We start from the raw sequence: 18,126 nt of genomic DNA, 5'->3' as shown, positions 1-18,126 counted from the left end.
CGATGAGGGCCGGGGCAGGATGGGGCGGGACCACGCTCAGCGCCGTGGTGGCTTGTGGGCCCTGCGGCCCTTGTGACGCTGGTGATCGCGAGATATGAGCTTGAGCCCGCCTGGCTCCTGGCTGCCGGGCGGAGAACGGGGGAATCAGGTGAAGGGGCTGCACAGCAGGGGCCGGATCGTGCTGGCCGCGGTGGCGGCCGTGTGCTCGGTAGGGGCGTTGCCCGGCCAGGCAGCGGCGGCGGGTGAGTCCGATCCGTACGTCTTCGACCAGCATGCGACGACGGTGGCGGGCGCTGTGGCCAGTACCGACGCGAAGCAGCTCAAGGCCGGGTCGACCTACCGCTCCTCGATCAAGCCGGGTGGCCAGCTCTACTACCAGGTCGAGCTGGACGCCACGTCCGATACCTACGTCTCCGCAGTGGCTGTGCCGGGCCTGGGGGCGCAGGAGAAGGTCGACTACACCGACGGCATCAAGGTGTCCCTCCAGGACCTCACAGGCGATTCCTGCGGCGCTGACGACGATGCGGTGTTCGGCTCCGCCGGGTACCCCCGGCCGATCGCCGCTCACGCCACGCGCACTGTCGAGAAGGACGGCACCTCCTGCCAGTCGGCAGGGCCGTACTACGTGGTGATCGAGAGGACGACCAAGGCGACTTCTGCCCGGGATGAGTGGGGGCTGGAGATACGTGTCGATTCCGAACCCGGTCTGACGTCGGGCTCGGCGGGTCCGACGGAGGCGCCGAGCAGCTGGCCGTCCGCATCGCCCGTTCCGCCTTCGGGGACGGCACAGCCGATCAAGGGCGGGACGGGATTCAATGACGCCGCCGCCCTGAAGCCCGGGGTCTGGGGCGACCGGATCAAGCCCGGGCAGACCCGTTTCTACCGGGTGCCGGTGGGCTGGGGGCAGCAGCTCTTTCCGAGCGCCGATCTCGGAAGCTCATCGGGCAGCGGCTTTGTCGCCGATGCTCTTCACGTGGAGTTGTACAACCCGGTCCGGTCGGGGGTCGCCACGGGCTATACGGCGTATGACGGGAAGCCGAAGTCGGCCGCACCGGACCCGCTGCCACCGGTCGCGTACCGGAACCGGTACAGCGCGAGTGAAGAGGTCAGCGGGGCGCGGATGGCGGGTGACTACTACTTCGCGGTCACCCTCAGCCCGGACGTTGCGAAGAGCTTCAGGGAGAAGGCGTACGGGCTGACGCTGAGGATGAGCGTCAAGGGCGCAGAGGGGCCCCCGCCGGCGTACGCGGGCGCTGTGCCCCACTACGGGATGTCAGCCGGTGAGGGCACGGGCCACGGAGCCATGAGGCTGGTCGGGATCGCGGGGACAGGTACGGGCACGGTGCTGGTGCTGGGGCTCGGCGTGTGGACGCTGATCGCGAGGCGGCGCGCGGAAGCGGTGCCGGCCCAGGGAGCCCACGAGCCGGGACGGCAGTCCGCGCCGCAGTACCGGCCGCCTTCTGCCTGGTAGCCCGGCTGGGCGGCGCTGTGGCGAGGCCGCGCGGGCCCGGGGCGAGGCGGCCGCGGGAGGCTCCCGTCAGCTCCGGGCAGTTCCGTATCAGCTCTGCGTCAGCGCCCAGATGCCCACCGCGAAGCAGATCAGTGCGATGACCAGGACGGGGACCGTCACCTTCGGGGGCGGTCCCGGACGTGTGCGCGGGACTGGTACCGACTGGGTGGGAACCTGCGAGGGCTGAGCGGTGTACCTATCAGTGTGGGGCTGTTCATACAGGGCCTGACCAGGGAGCTGAGCAGGAATCTGCGCAGGAGTCTGAGCATGGACGGGGGATGCCGGATGCGAAACCGTGGGGGCGGCTGCGGCCGTCGGGGCCGGTGCTGGGGCAGTCGGCTGGGGAGGCGGGGCGAGGTGGAAGCTGCCTGTCTCCGACATCGCCGGGTGCTGCGGCTGCTGCGGGTGGGGTACGGGCTGCTGCTCGGTCTGCGGGTGGGCCGGGTGGGCAGGCATGCCCGGCTGGGTCATCGCTTGCTGCACCGGGGGCTGAGACACGGGCCCTTGCTGAGACACGGGCCCTTCGGGGCCGAATCCGCCGGGCAGCGGCCCGATCTGGTCGCGGACCTCGACGGGCTGCTCGCCGGGCCCCGGTTCGGGCAACAGCTCCACTGCCGTGGCCAGCGCTTTACGGGCGCCGTTCGCCGTACGGAACCGGGCCTGGGGATCCGGCTGGAGCAGGCCGGCGAGCACCTGCCACAGCGGTTCGGGGATGCCCCGGGGTGCGCCGGGCGTTCCATGGGCGGCGAAGTGTTCCACCAGCGCTCTGGAGTCGGGCCGGGCGCCCTGGAGCAGATACAGCGCGACCAGCCCGACCGCGAACAGGTCGGCGGTGAAGTCCGGTTCCGCGCCCAGCATCTGCTCCGGTGCGAAGTAGCCGGGCGTCCCCACCACATAGTTGCTCTCGGTGAGGCGCGGCTCGCCCTTGCGCATCGAGATGCCGAAGTCGGAGAGCCGCAGATGCGGCCGCCCGGTCCCGGTGGCTTCCATCAGGATGTTCGCCGGCTTGATGTCACGGTGCACGACACCTTCCGCGTGGACGGCAGCCAGCCCGGCCAGCAGCTGGTCGAGCAGCGTGCAGACGAACCGCGGCGGCAGCGGGCCGTACTCCCCGACGACTTGGACGAGAGAGCCCCCGCTGACCAGTTCCATGGTGAACAGCACCTGGTCGTCGTCAGCGGCCCAGCTGGCAGGGGCGAGCACATGGGGGTGGTCGATCCGCAGCGCCTGCTCACGTACGAAGCGCAGCAGGGTGTGCGCGTCGCTCTGCTGGAGGACCTTGGCCGCCACATAGCGGCGTCTGCGGTGGTCCCACGCACGCCAGACCGCCCCGACACCCCCGCGTCCGATCGGGTCCACCAGCTCGTACCGACCGGCGAAGACCTCACCCATGCGCTGTACCCATACTCTGTGCCCGCCCCCCTGTTGGCTGAGCCACGGCCGACTGGGTTCAGCCGGCCGGGCCCCGGCTTCAGCTCTGGTGTGCCTCGTAGTGCGAGACCGCCTCCGCGGTGCGCCCGGCGCCGTACACCTTGAGGAACTCTGCCAGTTCGGGGTGGGTCGGGGCGAGGGAGTTCGCGGCGTCGATGATGTCGCCCGCAGCTGATACGGAGCGCAGCAGTGACTGGATCTCGCGTACCACCCGGCGCACGGTCGGCGCGCCCGTGGTGGACGTGGTCTGACCGGTGGTGGAGAGGACTGAGCCGCCCTGGGACTTCTTGATCTCTTCCATCCGATCCGTTGCCTCGCCCGCGCTGACGCTTCCGTCGGCGACCAGGCGGGAAAGCTCCTGAAGTGCCTGGACCCGCTGGACCACGGCCGGGTTTCCGATCTTGGCGCGCTGGCCACTCATCAACTGGGAGAGCATGGGCGCGGACAGCCCGAGTACGGCGGCGAGACGGGCCTGGTTGAGGCCGAGATCATCGATGAGGCGACGGAAGAGCGCCCCCAGCGGCTCTCCGTACCAACTGCGCTGAAGGTCTCTCGCTCTCGCGGTTGCCTCTTGTTGTGCTGCGTCCATTGCGTCTCCCCATCGCTTCCCCAGGCGGCGGCTTCGCTGCCGCGAACCTCCTCGTGCATCCTACGGAGAGCGGTCACTGACCGGGAGTCCCAATCCTTTTGTGAGATCACCCCTGTGACCCGCTACTCTTGTTCTCGCACCAACCCATTACGGGGCCTTAGCTCAGTTGGTAGAGCGCTGTCTTTGCATGGCAGATGTCAGGGGTTCGACTCCCCTAGGCTCCACAGCGCGCGAGGGCTCCTGACCTGCGGAAACGTAGGGCAGGAGCCCTCTCCGTGTTTGTAACGTCAACACCGTGTCAACACGGACCTGTCGTACGGTCCCCTCGTGGCATCAATCAAGAAGCGGGAAAAAAGGGACGGAACGGCGAGCTTCACCGTGCTGTGGAGAGCCGGCGGGCGTCGGAACGCCAAGCAGGAGTCAGAGGTCTTCGAAGACGAGACAGCCGCTGAGCGCTTCCGCGATCTGGTGAATGGACACGGGCAGCAGTGGCCGCCTGGGTGGGTGCGAGGGCAAGGGTTCATAGCCGACCTGCGCAGGCCGGAAACGATGTTCGAACCCTTCGCCTTGGCCTACATCGACCGGCTTACGGGTATTCAGGGTGATACCCGATCGAAGTACAAGAAGCTGGTGGTCAACAACATGTCGCCGTGGTTCAAGCCGTACTCGGTCGAGGACGGCGAGGGCAGCATCATCCGGGACATGGTTCAGCACTGGGTCAACGATCTTCAGAATGGTCGTGTCGCACCGCTGGACCCCCCAGACCGGAGTTCCAGGACCAAGTACAAGCCCAAGACGATCTCGAACCAGCACGGGCTTCTGGCCGCGATCCTGCAATCTGCTGTTGATGCTGAGCCGTCGCTACGGGCTTCCAACCCATGCGCAAAGACCCGCCTACCCCGTCTCGATGGCGAGGAGGAAGAGGAGGAGGCGGTCTTCCTAGAACGGGACGAGTGGGCATGGATCCACGAATGTCTTGGCGTGGATCCTGAGGCCCAAGAGCTCGCGGAACTGATCACGGAAACCGGGTTCCGCTGGGGCGAGGCCACTGCACTCCAGCCTCGGGACCTGAGGCGTCGCAATGGACGTCCCGCCATCAGGGTCCAGCGTGCGTGGAAGCGGAACGAGGACGGGCAGCCGTACATGGGCGCCCCGAAGTCCAGGAAGTCCCGCCGGACGCTCGTCATCAGGTGGAGTCTGTGGGAGAAGCTCCAGCGCCGGGCCAAGGGGCTGAAGCGGGGCGATCTCCTTTACACCGGGCCAGAAGGCGGGCGATGGGATGCAGGAACCTTTCGTCGCTTGCGATGGCTCCCTGCTATCGAGCTCGCGGCGGAGAAGTACGGACTGATCAAGCGGCCCAGGATCCACGACCTTCGGCACTCGCACGCGTCGTGGTTGATCGCCGCGAAGGTGCCGCTGCCGGCCATCCAGGTCAGGTTGGGGCACGAGTCCATCACCACCACCGTTGACCGGTACGGTCACCTCCTGGACGCCTTGGATGATGAGGTCATGGCCGCCATTGAATGGGCCATGGACCCGACCGCGCCACTGCCGGGCTTCCTGCTCCACTCCGGTCTCGCTGACGCCGTCCCGTACCAGCGGAGCGCGGTTGTCTCCGACCCGTGGACAGACATGAGCGAAGGGGAACCACGTGGGACAGCCGGCCCTGTCTTCGTCGTCACGCTGGCGGGCCGAGAGATACCGTTCGCCGACCGGCAGCACGCCCAGGACGTTGCAGACCAATGGGACGGTGACCGTGCGGGAAGGATCGCGGAACTGCGAGCCCAGGGTTGGACCGATCAACTGGCTAACCGGATCCTGGCTGCGGGTCCGGAGGAACGCGAACGGTGGACAGGCGGCGGTCAGGTCTGGACCCGGATGCCGGGCCGACAGTTCGTTCACCACCAGATGGCCTCCTTCAGCCCAAATGGCGATCTGTCCTATGAGCCCCAGCCGTTGGCCAGCCGATGGGCCTGGGAGTTCGAGACCGACCTCTACACCGACAAGGCCGCACAGATGCGCACCGAATTCCGGCCGGGTCCGGCAGCCACGACGGAGGCGTACGTCCGAGGGACCAGTAAGGCAGCCGTGCAAATGGCTTTCGAGAGTTCCTGTGAGAAGGCCCGAGAGATATGTGGGCAAAGCCCGTATCTCGACCTGGTGAAGAGCGCGGGCTCATAGCGCTCCCCCTGTCGCCCGGGGGCGGGTTACCCCCGGGCGGATAGACACGGTCACCGCGGCGGAGACGTGATCACCAGAGACTGAGCGGCTGTCCTGCGGCGACTGCCGCTCGGATACGGCCCGCGGTCTTTCCCATGGAATAGCCGTTTGCTACCCCCGAGCGGATCGCTGTGCCGATTGCCCGGGAGCGACCAGCTGGGCCGCGGAGATCGGCCAAGGGGCTCCCAGGATCTCGGCGCCTGGCCAGCCATTCGGCCCGGTTCTCCGCTGCCGTGCCCAACCTGAGATGCGTCGGCTGCTGGCACGAATGGTTGAAGTGTTCCCCAGAGTTCGGGACTCTCATGAGAGCGGTTCGCCCTGTGGTGCCAAGAGGCGAGGGCCTTCGCGGTGGCCGTGGTGATCAACGTCGTTGAGAGTCGGGCGGCTTCTGGATTTTCACTCGCTGGGGTGTCACCAGAGTGTCAGTGGGAGGCCCTGGCGTTCGGCGTCTTGGATGCGCTGTTCGATCTGCTGTGGTGACTCGCCTCGGCGGAGGCCTTCACGGATCGCGTCGGCAATCGCTCGGGTGCGTCCGGCGGCTCCGCGAAGATCCGCGAGAGGACCGCCCGGATCGCGGTGCCGCTGTGCCCACTCCGTGCGGTTCTCGGCGCTGGTGCCCAATCTCACGTGGGCGGGGTTGGTGCAGCCGTGGGAATCGCAACGGTGGCAGAGAACGGGGTCGTCTGTGCCGGTCCAGCCCAGGCGGGGTATGACGCCGTGCGACAGCTGGAAGGCGAACAAGTGGGCGGGAACGGTGCCGCGGCGAGACTTGCCGGGCAGGCTCGCCGCGCGGAAAGACCCATGGCCGGTCGAGCTGACCGCTCCCGTCCAGGGCCAGCATGCGTCATCGGCTTGCCGGTAGCGCTTCGCCTCGAACCGTTCGACTACGGAGGTGTCGCTGAGCCAAGACCGCCAGAGTTCGGCGGGCACTCTAGCGGGTTGCGGTGTTCCGAGCAGGGAGAGCTGTTCGTCGCGGTGAACGGCCCGAGGGGACACGTAGAGGCCCTCGAAGGGGAGCGGGTCCATGAGGAGCTCCTGACCTGTGACGGAGAAGTCTGCCGTTCAGTTCAACTGCGTTGCGGGATCACTCAGAGCGGGTCGAGGATCATAAGGATCTCGTCGCGGTCATCGTCTGCTGCGAGCCGGAGGGCGCCAGGCCATCGGCCGACTTCCTTCCAGCCGAGGCGCCCGTAGAAGTGCTCCAGGCCGACACCGCCACGGGCGGCGAGGTGCAGTTGCTCCAGGCCCATCTCGTCCCTGGCGACTCTGCGCGCCTCCTTCGTGAGAGCGCGTCCGAAGCCGCGTCCGCGAAGGGCGGTGCGGGTCTGAACGTGGTGGAGGGTTCCCCAGTGTGCGATCACCTCGAAACGATCGCGGCGGACGTTGAGCCAGCCCGCGAGTTCCCCGTCCGTGGTCACCGTGAGGATTCGGTTGGTGTCGGGGGCGAGCAGGTCGACGATGCGATCCAGGGCCGGAGTCACGGTGGCCGCGTCGACGGGTGGGAAGGGGAAACCTGCCGCGCCGCCGGCGTTGGTGACCTCGATCCAGCACTCGGTGAGAGCTCGTCGAAGTACTGGTGTGGCTTCGTTCGGTGAGGTGAGCTGCTGAAAGACGAGAGAGGCGGTGGACATCTCGGAATCATGGCATCGGCCTCTGACATGACCGGGTCCGAACGGACTCATCGGCCAGCCAGAGCAGCCACTCAACGGCCGGTATGCGCACGGTCGTTGGCTCACCGATGAGGGCAAGCTGTTAGTCAACGTGTGGGGCCCGGCCCCGTTCACCGACGTGAGGGGGAAGAGGCCGGGCCCGAGGCCGTTCTCAGGCGGCATCAGCCCGGCTGCTGTCCGCCGCGACGATCGGGGCCGGGGTGCCCGAGGCTGGAGAAGACGTCTCTGCCCCAGCCGGCCGAGGCTTCCGGGGTCGGGCGGAGCGGGGTCGCTCGGCGCGGGCTCGCAGCGATTCGATGATCTCCTTCGCCCGAGCGGCGGTAACAGGCTTCGCCTCGCGTTCCAGCTCCTCCGCCGGGACGCCGAGCAGTTCCGAGACCAACTCGGCGTTGTTGTCGAACAGCCGCAGGACTACCGCAGCAGCCTCCCGCGCCGTGACGTCGGCCTCCTCCTTCGCCTTGGCCGCCTTCACCGCAGTCTCCCGCGCGGTCAGCGCGTTCTCGGCGGCCATCTCCCGCGTCTTCGCCTTCACCGCTTCAGCAGCGCGAACCCGCCGCCGTAGCTCCGACGCGCTCATCGGTCCTGCCGAATTGGTGCTCACACGTGTCCCCAGTTCTGTTCGAAACTACTGCTCGTCGCGCGCACCGTAGGCATAGGTCCGCGGACATCTCGAACCCAGCTCATTGGGTGCCAGCGGGGGCGGAAGGGCTGCCTCCGGCGGGTCCTCCTCGGAGGGGGTGGGGGCTGGTCGGTCAGGTGCTGCGCCGTCGTGGTGCGGGTGGTGAAGGCGGGGTTCCCTCCTCGGCCGGACACCCCAAGGGGCGTACCAGGAACCCGGACACGGCGTCCAGGCCAAGCCGCTTCGCGGTCGCTACGCGAGCCAGGACACCGCGCCCGGAACCCTGATACGGCGGAGCTGTCCGACCGAGGAGGGAACCCCGCCGAGGCCCGTTGTGGCCGGGCCCGGCCGAGCGGGTGCGGGCCGGTGGTGCGGGAAAATAGCAGGTCAGGGCCTATATCCGGGTTGACTCAATCCTTAGAACGTGGTTTAATTAATGATGCCGGAAGGGGAGGGCAACACCCCGGCCGACACCGGTAGGCCGACCGGCCGCCGACAACCTCTCTCACTAGGAGAACGAACGTGAGCACCACGAAGGCCCCCGCGAAGCTCGAAACCATCCGCGCCCTTCTCGCCAAGGCGGAGGACCCCCGTACGCCGGAGTCGGAGGCGGAGCTTGCCCGGAAGCGGGCGTTCGAGATGATGGCGAAGTACGGCGTCGAACAGGCCATGCTCAACGACGCCAACCCTGCCAGTGACGCCCCGGCGGATCGAAAGATCGTTCTGGATAACCCCTGGGCAATGGAGCGGGTCCGCCTCATCAACCGCATTGCGCTTGCTCTCGGATGCCAGCTCATTCACCTTGGCCGGGACGGCAGCGGTCCGGCCCGCCGGGTGCACGTCTTCGGGTACGCGAGCGACCTTCAGCGCGTCGAGCTGCTCTACACCTCTCTACTGCTCCAGATGAACAGCGGACTTGCCGCTCAGGCGGTCCCGCCGGGCCAGGGCGCGCGTGCCTGGCGTCGATCCTGGCTCCTCGGCTTCATCAATCGGGTTGGCGACCGCATCGAGGAGGCCGAGCGCGGCGCACGCGAAGAGGCTAGGGGTGAGACCAGCGCCACCGGCCGCAGCGCGGCCCTTGTGCTCGCGGACCGCAAGGCCGTCGTCTCCCGCAACTACCAGCAGGCATACCCGCGTTCACGGAAGGGTGGCACCACGACCATGACCGGCAACGGGTACGGGGCCGGATGGGTCGCGGGAAGCCGGGCCGACATCGGCGGTAAGCGGATCGGCCGCACCTCGGCCGGGTCCATAGCCGCGTAGCCCCGCCAGGGTCGGGGGGCGGTCGTCCGCCCCCCCGACTGCCGAGTCCGCGACCAACTCAGGAGGCATGACCGTGGCGACACGAAAGCCCCCGGCCACCCCCGCCCGCATCCTCACCGCCGCCGCCGACCACATCGCACGGGTCGGGCTCTACCAGGGAGACCACCGCTGGCAGCCCGGCCGTATGGGCGACAGCGCCCCGTGCACCGTGCTGCACGCATGGGAACGCGGCGTGCGCTCCGTCCGGCCCCGCTGGTCCGTACGCGGTGAACCGTGGGACATCTTCCAACGCGCCCTGTCCGACTCCCTTGTGGTGCTCAGCAACCACGCCAACGGCCGCCCCGTGTCCGGCGTCCGGTGGCGAAAGCTCAAGCTCACGGAGGACGCCTACCGGCGCACTCTCCTGTGGTGCTGGGGGGACGAACCCGAGCGGACCACCGCCGAGGCCGCCGCGATGATCCGCGCCGCCGCAGCGCTGCACCCGAGTGACGGCGATCACAGCACCCCCGGTTGCCCCACCCGTAAGAAGATGGTTTAATTAATGGTGTCGGAAGGGGGAGGGCAACCCCCCGACCGACACCCCACCGGGCCGGACGGCCCGACCAACTCTCACCAGGAAGAAGAAGGACCGATGACGAACACCAAGACCCAGGCCGGCGTCCAGGCCGCCCCTGCCCCGTGGCCGACGCTCACCGTCGCCGAGCTGGCCGCGCACCCCGGCAACGTCCGCGACATCGAGGCCCCGGCCGATCTGCTGGCCGACGTGAAGGACAACGGCGTCGAGGAGCCGCTTTACGTCGTGCGCACCCACGGCGACGTGCCGCAGGTCATCGACGGGTTCCAGCGGCTGGCCGCCGCCGTCGCCGCAGGACTGGAGACCGTGCCGGTCACCCCGCGCCCCGTGATCCGGATCGACGCGCTCACCCCGCACCCGAAGAACGCCCGCGAAGACCTGGATATCAGTGCGCCGTTCGTGGATTCGCTCCGCACCGAGGGGTGCCGCATCCCCGTCAAGATCCAGCGACTCGACGGCGGAGTCCTCCAGGTCAACGACGGAAACCGCCGCTACCACGCCGCGACGGACGCGGGTCTTACCCACCTGCCGTACGAGTGGGAGGACGACGACCGCGACGCGGCGGGCCAGTTCCTCGACATGATCACGACCGCTCAGCACCGCAAGAGCCTGAGCACTTCCGAGATGAACCAGGCGATGTTCAGCGCGGCCGAAGCGGGCGCGCAGGTGGGCCGCATCGCCAAGGCCGCAGGCGTGCGGCAGAAGGACGTCAAGACGCTGGTCAAGGTCCGGTCCGACGAGAAGCTGTCGGCCGCCGTCAGCGGCGCGAGCAGCTACGAGTGGACGTTCGAGCACTTGGCCGCGCTGTCGGAGTTCGCGGACGACGCCGAAGCGCTCGCCGCGATCACCGAGGCCGCCGCCGACGACGACGCCGACGAGGGAGACGTTGACTGGGCCATCGCCGTCGAGCGGACCAAGCGCGACAAGCGGACGAAGGCCGAGGCCCACCGCGCCGAGCTGGAGGCGGCCGGGCAGAAGATCAGGGACGCCGACGAACTGTCCGAGCGCGCCATGCCCGTATGGCGACTGCGCGGCATCAGCACCGAGGAGCACGCCGAGTGCAAGGGTCTGGTGTGGGTGTTCGATGAGCGGCGGGCAGACCGGTACGAGCCCTACTGCTCAGCCCCCGGCCTGTACGGGCACACGGTGCCCGAGGGCAGCAGCGGCAGCAGCGGCACGAAGACCGCCGCCGAGGTGGAGGCCGAGCGCGCCGCCCGCGCCGCCGTCAAGAAGGGGAACATCGACTGGGACGCGGCCGAAGCCCTGCGCCGGAAGTGGATCACTGACCTGATCAAGCGGCGCAACCTCCCGAAGGCCACCACCAACACTCTGATCGGGCACGTGAACAATGCCCTGTTGAACGGCAGTTGGGGACTTGACGAGCTGGTCAAGGAGCCGACGACCGAGATCCTGGCCGCCTTCCTGGGGCTGAGCACCGAGCAGGCCAAGGACCGGGGCAGCTTCGCCGGGCACGTTGCCAAGGACCCCCGCAGGGCCCCGCAGCTCCAGTTCGCCGCCATCGCCGCCGTCCGGGAGAAGTGTGCGAACCGTTCCGCGTGGAGGACGGACAGCCAGCACGCCCCGTGGACCCGGAAGCCCACCGGCAGGTGGTTCCAGGTGCTCGCGTCCCTCGGGTACCCGCTCACGCCCATTGAGCAGTCGGTCGTGGACGGGGAGCCCTACGACCCGTCGAAGAAGAAGCCCCGCGCGATCACGGCGGGCGGTGAGCCGGAGGCCGAGCAGGAGCCCGGCACCGACGAGGAGACGGGCGAGCCGGAGGCCGAGGAGGTCGACGACCCGGCCAGCGACAGCGACGACGAAGCCGCCGCCTAACCACCTCAGCCGCCCGATGCCGGGGGCGGGAACCCTCCCGCCCCCGGTCACCCCAGGAGCCCCACAGTGACCCGTACAGCTCTGCCCGAGACCCACGCCGACGACCACGGTTGCGGATGCGTTCCCGCCCCCGCCGAGCCCGACCCCGGTACCGCCGCCGACATCATGCAGGTCCGCGCCATCGCGGGTGGACTCGCAGAGTTCGGCATCGGGCCCCGCCGCTGGTCCGCCGCCTACGACCACCAGGCCGCTGCCGTCGTCCTGCGCGTGGACACGCCGCGCGGATTGTACGCGCTCGCCATCCCCGCCCCCGGCGCAGCGTTCCCCGTCCACCACCGGGGCGAGCGCATCGGCGCACTGGACTGCCGCCGCACGTACGGCACCGCCGACAGCTACACCGCCGCCCTGTTCGCCGCGTTCCTGCGTGACCGCGCCGCACTCGCCATCCCCGGCCGGGATGCTTGCCCCACACCCCAAGACATGGTTTAATTAATGGTGTCGGAGGGGGAGGGCAACCCTCCTCCGACACGACGGGCCGCCAGTCGGCCCGAGACCGGCCGAACGCGGAGGGCAACCCGCCCGGCCGGGCCCGCGATTCCTCTCTCACCAGCAGGAGTACCCACGATGACCAGCGCAGCCATGCGGTTTTCCATCCCCGCGACCGCTCAGTCCCGCGTCCGTCAGCTTGTCGAGGCCACCAACGCCCGCGCCGCTGTCCACCACCTCAGCGCGTACGCGCTCGACATCTCCGAGCCGTTCCTTGCCGACTACCGCGACCTTGACGGCCGCGTGATCGGCAAGCGCCCCACCGTCACCGTGACGATCTCCGGCGACATCCCCCGTCACCACGGCTGGACCGTCATCGCCCGCCTGGACCACGACGAGGAGGGCGAGACGATCACCAGCCTGTTCCCCGGTCTGCCCGAGCAGGACGCCGAGGCCGCGCGCCAGTACCGCGCCATCGAGAACTTCTGCCACGGGTGCGCCGTCGCCCGGCACCGCACCGCCACCTACCTTGCCCGCCACGAGAACGGCGAGATGCGGCAGTTGGGCACGACGTGCGTCGAGCCGTACACCGGTCTGCCGATCAAGGGACTTGAGGCCCTGTGGCGGTTCGGCACGCTGAAGGACTCCGATTGGGACGGCGAGGGGGGCGGCATCCCGGCCGACCTCCGCGTCCCGGTGATCGAGGTCCTGCGGGTGACCGCCGCCATCGTCAAGGAGGAGGGCCGGTTCTACAGCCGGTCCGAGCAGTGGAAGGACGCGTCTCCGACCGCCGACGGCGTCGAAGGGTACTTCTTCGACCGCAAGGCCCCGCAGGAGTGGAAGGACGCCATCGACACCGACCCCGACGCGCCGACCACCGCCGCCGCCGTCCGGGCATGGGCCGTCCAGGGATACGGCAGCCTCTCCGACTACCGCCACAAGGTGGGGCAACTCGCCAAGGGTGAGACCGTCGATCCGCGCCACCTCCCGACGCTCGTGTCCGCCATCGCGGGTTGGTACCGCGACCAAGAGAAGGAAGCCGCCGAGCGGGCCGCCCAGAACAGCAAGCCGCAGGGCACGGTGGGCGAGCGGATCAACACCACCGCCACCGTCACCACTGTGATCGAGCTGGAGGGCCGGACGTACGGCTACCACACCCAGCGCCGCAGGTTGGTGAAGTTCCAGGACCCGAGCGGCAACGTGTTCGTGTGGTTCAGCAGCGCCGGGACGGTCCCCGACCAGGGCGACGAGGTCGAGCTGACCGGCACGGTCAAGGACCACTCCATCTACGGCGAGACCGCACAGACCGTGCTCACCCGGTGCCGGGTTGCCGCACGCGAACCGGTCGCCGCGTAGCAGGAGCCCGGCCGCCGGGCCGTGGGGTGGGCGGCATCGAGCCGCCCACCCCACGCAGCGCCCACCGTCGTCCGGAACCGCCGCGTCGGCGGCCGGGTACCGGACATCGGGCCCCGTACAAAGGGCGTCCCTGCGGGACGGCTCAGCCCGGCCCGGCTCGCAGCCGGCCGGAACGTCCGGGCCGCGGGCGGCCCTCCCGTCCCGTCCGGACGCCGGGCCCAAGGGCGTGCCCTTCGGGCACGACGGCACTGTCCATCGCGCTCCGCACGATGACGGGCGGCACCTCCCCGACATCGGTACGGCACGCCGCCGACCGCACCACCGATCCCGAGGAACACCCCCGTGCCCGCGAACGTACCCGTCGTCCAACATGAGGTCGCCCACCCCGGAGACCCGTCTCCGCAGACCTGCATCCAGGTCGCCCGGCAGGCCGCGATCCTCGCCGTCACCGCAGCCGACGACGCCATGACCGCCATGTGCCGCAGCCGATCCGGAGCCGCCGCCAGGCTGGAGGCGGCCATGCACGCGGCCCACAAGGAAGCCGTCGAAGCCGAGAGGTGGGCCGACCGCGCCGAGCAGTACGCCGACGACCCCACCATGCCGAGCAGTGCCCCCTCGTACTGCGCCCGTGAGGCCGTCGGCCACGCTGTTCGGGCGCAGTCGGCCGCCGGAGCCGCGACGACGGCCGCGGATCTGCGGGCCGAGCTGGAGCGGAAGCTGACGGCGGGCGAGTACGCCGAGCGGGAGACCGAACGGCGCCGGGAAGAGGCCGAGCGGGAGGCCGAGGAGCGCGCGGCCACCGGCATGGACGCGGACAACCGGGACCGGGCGGTGAGGAACCGGTATCTCGCCGAAGGCCACGTTGCCGAACTCGGTTGGACGGCGGGGCACGTCCGTGTGCTGGAGGCCGCCGAGTCCGGGCGCCTGTACTGGCGAGAGGGGGCGGCCCGGCAGGCGGCCCGGCGCGGCCTGTGGTCCGGTGGCCGGCGGGTCAGCCGCGACCGGACCGAGGCCCTGTTCGCCGCGCGGTTCCTCGTCGCCGTCCGCCAGGACGACGGCACTCGCGTACTGACCCCCAGCCCGATGGGGCAGGTCGCCCTTGAGCTGGCCCGGCTCCACCCCGCCGGACTCCACGACAGCGAACAGGCCGCCTACGAGTCGCGGTTCGCCCGGGTACGGCGGCGCCACAAGCGCCGTGACGACCAGAAGGCAGCAGCCCGCGCGCTCCCGCCGCTCGACTCCAGCGCCCGGAACCTGTACCGAAAGCCGGTCACGCTCACCGAACAGCGGGCCCGCGCCGAGCGCGACACCGTCGACCGATGGGAGGACGAGGGCGGCCACTGCCCCGGCGCGCACCCCGCGGTGAACTCCGTCACGAGCCCGCCCGTCCGGCTCATCCTGCCCCTGCACCGGCACACCGCCGTGCAGCCCGCCTTGTGGTGACGACGGGCGTGGTGACCGATCCGGGCGCATGCTGCTCGACCTCCCGGACACTCAGCAAGATCGACGTGCCCACTAAATCGAACACATGATGGAATTAGGGCCATGCAACGGACGACTCCTCCTGATCTCGACCGTGCCCGAGACGACTGGCACGCCACCTACCGGCAGCTCGCCGTGCATCCGTCCACCGCGCTCCGCAGAAGGCTCATTCACCTGTCGGCGACCGTGGTGTTCCACTCCCACTGGCAAGGTCAGCGGTCCGCGGGCTGGGCTGCTCTGCATGGTGGACGGCCAGGGCGAACCGCCTCCTGATCCGCTCGGAGTTGATGCCCGCCGATTCGGTGGGTGCCGGCGGGGTGGAAGGGCTGCCTCCGGCGGGTCCTACTCGGAGGGGGTGGGGGCTGGTTGGTTGGGTGCGGGTTCGTTGTGGTGCGGGTGGTGGAGGCGGGGTTCCCTCCTCGGCCGGACACCCGGGGGGCGTATCAGGAACCCGGGCGCGGAGTCCAGGCCGAGCCGCTTCGCGGTCGCTGCGCGAGCCAGGACACCGCGCCCGGAACCCTGATACGGCGGAGCTGTCCGACCGAGGAGGGAACCCCGCCCAGGCTCGTGGTGGGCGCGGCCCGGCCGGGTGAGTGCGGGTCGGCGGAACGAGGAAAGAGCAGGTCAGGGCCCATGTCCGGGTTGCGCCACCCGCTAGAACGTGGTTTAATTAGTGATGTCGGAAGGGGAGGGCAACCCCCGACCGGCACACGGCAGGCCGACCGGCCGCCGACACTCACTCTCACCAGAAGGTGTTGGAAATGAAGACGGTTAAAGCAGCTTTTACTCGGTTCGCTGACGCGATCCGGCCTAACGCTCTGAGTGTCAATTACGAGTGCGGTCGATGTGGGCTGAAGGCCCGAATAAGTGGCGATGTGCCCTACGTCGATTCCATGCTCAAGGTCATTTTCGGGCACCAGTGCTCAGTAACGGTCGAATCAGAATAGTCGGGCGGGGAGGGCAACGCCCCGTCATCTACCAGGCAGGCCGACCGGCCGCCGCCAACTCTTCCGCCAGGAGAACGACCAATGAATATGCCTCTCACCGTCGCAGAACTGTCCCACCCGATCGCCCTCGAACTCGGCGGGAACTGGCGACCGCAGCCCGCGCGCCACGGCCTCCAGGAGCTGGACCACGCCGCCACGTTCACGCACCTGGACGGCCGACAGCTCCACCTCTCCGAGCGGTTCGATGACCCCGGACACCTGCACATCCGGGGCGCATTCCCCGCCACCGACTACGGTTTCCGCAGGGGCGAGCGCGACACGGTCCGAGTCGCCATGACCGAGGACCCGGCGGACATCGCGGCCCAGATCGCCGCCGATCTCATCCCCGTGCACCGTGACGTTCACGAGCGCGTGAAGGAACACAACCGCGCGCAGGCCGCAATGCGCCGGGACGTCGAGGAAGCCGCCCGCGAACTCTCCGCCCGACTCCCCGGAGCGCGAACCCGAATCGACGGCACAACCGCCCATGTCTACATGAATCTTGAACCGGGCGAAGTCCGTATCGGGCTCGACGGCGACACCGTGAGTCTCGTACTCAACGACGCACCCCGAATCATTGCCGACGCCGTCGTATTCGCGGTGAGCCGATTCCTTCCCCACGTCCAGACCCCCGAGGGGGAGCGCGGCCAATACGTCGACGGATACGCCCTCTAACTCCCCGTGCGTTACGGCGGCGCGCGACCCAGCGCGCTGCCCTCCCCAGAAAGGCCCAGGATGAGCGCCGACATATTCGTCATCGAACCGCAATGGATCGTGCAGGCCCCGCACCTCAGGTGCACCCTTAAGCGCGCCCTTGCGCTCCAGTCCACACACATTGTGTGGTCCGGTACCGAGCACATCAACAACGCCGTTGGGATGGCCTACGGTAACGAGCTGCCAGATTCCGGCCGATGGGAACTCACCCGCTCCCAACTCCGCACGCTCAAAATCGCCATTGAATGGCGCAGGGCCACGCGCGCGGCCAGCGACAAGAAGACCGCCCCCGATATCCTCGAACGCTGGACGCGAATAGAGGACGAGGTCATAGCCGCATACCGCGCCGTGAGCAACGAAGCAGGGTTGTACTGGATTTAGGGGGTTGCCGATCACCCTAGAACATGGTTTAATTAATGGTGTCGGAAGGGGGAGGGCAACCCCCCGATCGACGCCCCGAGGGCCAGCCGGCCCCGGACGTCCATCTCACCAGGAGGACCGCGACATGCCCCGTAAGCCGAAGATGACCGACGAAGAGCGCCGGGCCTACTCCGTCAAGATGCGCGGCGAACTAGAAGCCGTCATGGATCGTGCGTACGGCGCGATGGTCAGCAGCGAAGACTTCTGGGCCGCCGTCATGCGCACGGCCGCGAACCTCACCCACACTGACCGCGACGACCGCAGCCCCACCAACTGCATTGCCGTCGCCGCTCAGCATCCCAACGCCACCCACATACTCAGCTCCGGCGACTGGCGGAAGGTCGGACGCTTCCCGACCAAGGGCTCCACCTCGCTCCGCATCTGGACGCCCATCAAGCGGCGGCCCGAGGGTGGCCAGGAGGCCACGGCCGCACCCGCCGACGGCGGGCATCGGGAGACCGCCGCCGAGACCGCCGAGGGCGAGTCGCGCAAGGTGTCCGGCTTTAAGGCCGGACCGGTTTTCGACATCAGCCAGACCGACGGGGACGACTACGAGCCGCCCACGCCCGCGCGGTTCACCGTCGAAGAAGTCTGGGCCGCCATCTCCGGAGCCGACGGCGTGCCCGACGCCGACGGGGAGTGCGACTACGCCGTCCGCCTCCACCTCTACAACTCCGCGCTTCGGCGCATCAGCGAACTTGACGCACCCGTGTACGGGCAGCGCGAAGCGGAAGTTGCGTCCGCCGCCCACGTCGCCGCGCTCATCCTCGGAATCGCTCCCGGCCCCGCCGTCATGCCGCCGCTCGCGGGCATCATCACTGATGGCAAGAAGCCCCCGGTTCATGAGGCCGCCGTACGGGCCATCGAGACCGGCCGCGCCATCGCAAGCACAGTCCGGGCCGCCGCCGAGCGCCGCCGCGAACTTGCCGTGACCGGTTGACCCGAACCCAAGAACATGGTTTAATTAATGGTG

Annotated in this window: 15 protein-coding genes and 1 tRNA gene; 12 read left to right on the top strand and 4 right to left on the bottom strand. The window is 69.0% G+C overall.

The window, feature by feature from the left end; translation table 11 throughout:
• Window positions 1-148 precede the first annotated feature (148 nt).
• Window positions 149-1,471: a hypothetical protein gene (locus G3I19_RS00570; protein ID WP_164258211.1), complete on the top strand. Its 1,323-nt coding sequence runs from the start codon at window positions 149-151 to the stop codon at window positions 1,469-1,471.
• Window positions 1,472-1,558: 87 nt separating this feature from the next.
• Here G3I19_RS00570 and G3I19_RS00565 read toward each other — a convergent pair whose 3' ends face one another.
• Both G3I19_RS00565 and G3I19_RS00560 read right to left on the bottom strand, forming a co-directional pair.
• Window positions 1,559-2,902 carry a serine/threonine-protein kinase gene (locus tag G3I19_RS00565; RefSeq protein ID WP_164258209.1) on the bottom strand — a complete coding sequence of 448 codons (1,344 nt, stop codon included), beginning with the start codon at window positions 2,900-2,902 and terminating at the stop codon, window positions 1,559-1,561.
• Between the two features lie 79 nt (window positions 2,903-2,981).
• A complete protein-coding gene (locus G3I19_RS00560) occupies window positions 2,982-3,530 on the bottom strand; it encodes a DNA-binding protein (protein WP_164258207.1) in 549 nt (182 codons plus the stop codon).
• 151 nt (window positions 3,531-3,681) lie between these two features.
• On the opposite strand from G3I19_RS00560, the gene G3I19_RS00555 reads away from it, so the two are divergent.
• Window positions 3,682-3,754 (top strand) — tRNA-Ala (locus G3I19_RS00555).
• A 103-nt stretch (window positions 3,755-3,857) separates the two neighbouring features.
• On the top strand, window positions 3,858-5,711 hold the full coding sequence (locus tag G3I19_RS00550; RefSeq protein ID WP_343234939.1) for a site-specific integrase: 1,854 nt from the start codon (window positions 3,858-3,860) through the stop codon (window positions 5,709-5,711).
• A gap of 1,127 nt (window positions 5,712-6,838) precedes the next feature.
• Here G3I19_RS00550 and G3I19_RS00545 read toward each other — a convergent pair.
• Together G3I19_RS00545 and G3I19_RS00540 are read right to left on the bottom strand one after the other, a co-directional pair.
• Window positions 6,839-7,381 carry a GNAT family N-acetyltransferase gene (locus G3I19_RS00545; RefSeq protein WP_164258205.1) on the bottom strand — a complete coding sequence of 181 codons (543 nt, stop codon included), beginning with the start codon at window positions 7,379-7,381 and terminating at the stop codon, window positions 6,839-6,841.
• 190 nt (window positions 7,382-7,571) lie between these two features.
• On the bottom strand, window positions 7,572-8,021 hold the full coding sequence (locus G3I19_RS00540) for a hypothetical protein (protein ID WP_164258203.1): 450 nt from the start codon (window positions 8,019-8,021) through the stop codon (window positions 7,572-7,574).
• Window positions 8,022-8,561: 540 nt separating this feature from the next.
• Between G3I19_RS00540 and G3I19_RS00535 the strand changes: the two genes are divergently transcribed.
• From G3I19_RS00535 to G3I19_RS00495, 9 genes are all read left to right on the top strand, one after another.
• On the top strand, window positions 8,562-9,302 hold the full coding sequence (locus G3I19_RS00535) for a DUF2786 domain-containing protein (RefSeq protein WP_164258201.1): 741 nt from the start codon (window positions 8,562-8,564) through the stop codon (window positions 9,300-9,302).
• Between the two features lie 73 nt (window positions 9,303-9,375).
• Window positions 9,376-9,840, top strand: coding sequence for a DUF6197 family protein (locus G3I19_RS00530; RefSeq protein WP_164258199.1), 465 nt, complete (start codon window positions 9,376-9,378; stop codon window positions 9,838-9,840).
• A gap of 93 nt (window positions 9,841-9,933) precedes the next feature.
• Entirely contained in the window at window positions 9,934-11,709 is a 1,776-nt protein-coding gene (locus G3I19_RS00525; protein ID WP_164258196.1) for a ParB N-terminal domain-containing protein, read from the top strand.
• Between the two features lie 66 nt (window positions 11,710-11,775).
• Window positions 11,776-12,198 carry a hypothetical protein gene (locus G3I19_RS00520; RefSeq protein WP_164258195.1) on the top strand — a complete coding sequence of 141 codons (423 nt, stop codon included), beginning with the start codon at window positions 11,776-11,778 and terminating at the stop codon, window positions 12,196-12,198.
• Window positions 12,199-12,333: 135 nt separating this feature from the next.
• Window positions 12,334-13,551 carry a hypothetical protein gene (locus tag G3I19_RS00515; RefSeq protein WP_239073857.1) on the top strand — a complete coding sequence of 406 codons (1,218 nt, stop codon included), beginning with the start codon at window positions 12,334-12,336 and terminating at the stop codon, window positions 13,549-13,551.
• A gap of 342 nt (window positions 13,552-13,893) precedes the next feature.
• Window positions 13,894-14,994 (top strand): hypothetical protein, encoded by a 1,101-nt coding sequence (locus G3I19_RS00510; RefSeq protein ID WP_164258193.1) that lies wholly within the window; start codon window positions 13,894-13,896, stop codon window positions 14,992-14,994.
• 1,067 nt (window positions 14,995-16,061) lie between these two features.
• Window positions 16,062-16,694, top strand: a complete 633-nt coding sequence (locus G3I19_RS00505; RefSeq protein WP_164258191.1) for a hypothetical protein — start codon at window positions 16,062-16,064, stop codon at window positions 16,692-16,694.
• 60 nt (window positions 16,695-16,754) lie between these two features.
• Window positions 16,755-17,114, top strand: a complete 360-nt coding sequence (locus tag G3I19_RS00500; protein ID WP_164258189.1) for a hypothetical protein — start codon at window positions 16,755-16,757, stop codon at window positions 17,112-17,114.
• Between the two features lie 124 nt (window positions 17,115-17,238).
• Window positions 17,239-18,093 carry a hypothetical protein gene (locus G3I19_RS00495; protein ID WP_164258186.1) on the top strand — a complete coding sequence of 285 codons (855 nt, stop codon included), beginning with the start codon at window positions 17,239-17,241 and terminating at the stop codon, window positions 18,091-18,093.
• Window positions 18,094-18,126: the final 33 nt, after the last annotated feature.

The sequence above is a fragment of the Streptomyces sp. SID10853 genome, from assembly GCF_010548145.1.
In the GTDB taxonomy this organism is placed as follows: domain Bacteria; phylum Actinomycetota; class Actinomycetes; order Streptomycetales; family Streptomycetaceae; genus Streptomyces.
The sequence above is the reverse complement of the archived record's forward strand: the minus strand, read 5'-3'. Positions and strand labels throughout refer to the sequence as shown.

What these genes read in the sequence shown, in the direction of transcription:
- G3I19_RS00495 (WP_164258186.1), top strand. Translation starts at nt 17,239, where the DNA reads ATGCCCCGTAAGCCGAAGATGACCGACGAAGAGCGCCGGGCCTACTCC.
- G3I19_RS00515 (WP_239073857.1), top strand. Translation starts at nt 12,334, where the DNA reads ATGACCAGCGCAGCCATGCGGTTTTCCATCCCCGCGACCGCTCAGTCC.
- G3I19_RS00565 (WP_164258209.1), bottom strand. Translation starts at nt 2,902, where the DNA reads ATGGGTGAGGTCTTCGCCGGTCGGTACGAGCTGGTGGACCCGATCGGA.
- G3I19_RS00560 (WP_164258207.1), bottom strand. Translation starts at nt 3,530, where the DNA reads ATGGACGCAGCACAACAAGAGGCAACCGCGAGAGCGAGAGACCTTCAG.
- G3I19_RS00505 (WP_164258191.1), top strand. Translation starts at nt 16,062, where the DNA reads ATGAATATGCCTCTCACCGTCGCAGAACTGTCCCACCCGATCGCCCTC.
- G3I19_RS00525 (WP_164258196.1), top strand. Translation starts at nt 9,934, where the DNA reads ATGACGAACACCAAGACCCAGGCCGGCGTCCAGGCCGCCCCTGCCCCG.
- G3I19_RS00500 (WP_164258189.1), top strand. Translation starts at nt 16,755, where the DNA reads ATGAGCGCCGACATATTCGTCATCGAACCGCAATGGATCGTGCAGGCC.
- G3I19_RS00545 (WP_164258205.1), bottom strand. Translation starts at nt 7,381, where the DNA reads ATGTCCACCGCCTCTCTCGTCTTTCAGCAGCTCACCTCACCGAACGAA.